This window comes from Kistimonas scapharcae, from assembly GCF_039540975.1.
In the GTDB taxonomy this organism is placed as follows: domain Bacteria; phylum Pseudomonadota; class Gammaproteobacteria; order Pseudomonadales; family Endozoicomonadaceae; genus Kistimonas; species Kistimonas scapharcae.
Genome location: NZ_BAABFL010000055.1, coordinates 1 through 1,246 on the forward strand (window position 1 = coordinate 1; position 1,246 = coordinate 1,246).

At 56.9% G+C, this 1,246-nt stretch carries 4 protein-coding genes; 2 read left to right on the forward strand and 2 right to left on the reverse strand.

Annotated elements, in window-relative coordinates:
* On the reverse strand, positions 1 to 278 hold a 278-nt coding region (locus ABD892_RS03025; RefSeq protein WP_345193715.1), incomplete at its 3' end, for a hypothetical protein.
* A gap of 63 nt (positions 279 to 341) precedes the next feature.
* On the opposite strand from ABD892_RS03025, the gene ABD892_RS03030 reads away from it, so the two are divergent.
* Both ABD892_RS03030 and ABD892_RS03035 read left to right on the forward strand, forming a co-directional pair.
* A complete protein-coding gene (locus ABD892_RS03030; RefSeq protein ID WP_345192827.1) occupies positions 342 to 566 on the forward strand; it encodes a hypothetical protein in 225 nt (74 codons plus the stop codon).
* Positions 563 to 1,009 (forward strand): DUF3489 domain-containing protein, encoded by a 447-nt coding sequence (locus tag ABD892_RS03035; protein ID WP_345193717.1) that lies wholly within the window; start codon positions 563 to 565, stop codon positions 1,007 to 1,009. The genes ABD892_RS03030 and ABD892_RS03035 overlap by 4 nt, the downstream gene beginning before the upstream one ends.
* Before the next feature lie 3 nt (positions 1,010 to 1,012).
* Here the strand turns inward: ABD892_RS03035 and ABD892_RS03040 are convergent.
* Positions 1,013 to 1,246 (reverse strand): hypothetical protein (locus ABD892_RS03040; RefSeq protein WP_345193719.1); only part of this gene is annotated, 234 nt, incomplete at its 5' end.

A 1,246-nucleotide genomic window follows, 5' to 3' on the forward strand; every position in this document is an offset into this window, starting at 1 on the left:
CGATAGGCCTCACGCATGGTACGGGCGGTAAGATAGTCAACCGCCGAGCGCCCCTCTGTCGGCACCGGGGCCGTAACAGGCGGCTGCATGGGCTTTGCCGGGGCCGTTTGCCTAAGTACGGTTGAAGGCTCACCGTCGGCCTTCAGCGCCTGCAGTGCGACCGTTTCGTTAACCTTGCCATTTTCAAGCGTTATCCGCCCCTGGCGCACCAGTTTGCTGACATACTGCCGGGACCAGCCATTGCGCCGGGCAAATTCCGATTGTGAAACCAACGCCATAGGGTCCCATGCCTCCCGCCATAGCCCGACAGCGCCCGGCANTACCCGGACAGGACAAGCACCATGAACCGGCAAGATGCCATCGAAGAAGCCCTGCTGATGCACCTGCACCGTATTGACGCGCTCGTAGCCAAACTGATTGATCTGCGGGTTAACCACTTCACCCTGCCCTCGCCGGAGGAATGCGACTGGTGCCATGTGGGCACCCTCGCACGCCTGGCAGAGGACCTGGATGACGCACTGGCCAACTGGCCCGATTCATCACGGCAACAAGGAGAGACGCCATGAAACTGACCGACACCCAAACCAATACCCTGCAACTGATCCACGGCAATGGTCACTTAACTGCCCAGGACATCCCGCTGCGCGGTGGTGCCCGGAAAAAAGTGCTCGAAAGCCTCATCAACCGGGGCCTTTTGAGAGCAAAACCCTGCAAAAACTGGATCAATTATTCGCTGACGCCAGAGGGGCGACAGGCCATCGGGGTTGAACAGCCAGAAGCCGATAAGAAGAAGCCGGTTACCCGTCCCGGTACCAAGCTCCATACATTGGTAGAGCTACTGAGCCGAACCGAGGGTGCCACCATTGCTGAAATAATGCATGCCACCGGCTGGCAACAACATACGGTACGGGGAACCCTGGCAGGCACCCTCAAAAAACGACTGGGTCTGAATATCTCATCGGACAAGCCCGAAGGTAAAGACCGGATTTACCGGATTGTTGAAGACTGACAACTACTGATCCGACGAAGAAGATGACTCTGCCTGTTGTTGCATCATTTCCCTAAGCTGTTCTTCGGAGCCAGCTGCGGCGGGAAGCGCAGGCTTTGCTCTTTTTGCAGATGGTTGAAACGTTGTCGGTAAACCTGAATTCACCTTGCGCTTCAAAGCGCCCTCTTTTTTGTGTTTGCTAACCAGGTGTTGTTTCAGCCGGGACTGGCGATCAAAGCTCTCGGGGCAGTCTCTCTC

Bases quoted from the DNA above. Each gene is read 5' to 3' on its own strand.
- ABD892_RS03030 (WP_345192827.1), top strand. From the start codon at position 342: ATGAACCGGCAAGATGCCATCGAAGAAGCCCTGCTGATGCACCTGCAC.
- ABD892_RS03035 (WP_345193717.1), top strand. From the start codon at position 563: ATGAAACTGACCGACACCCAAACCAATACCCTGCAACTGATCCACGGC.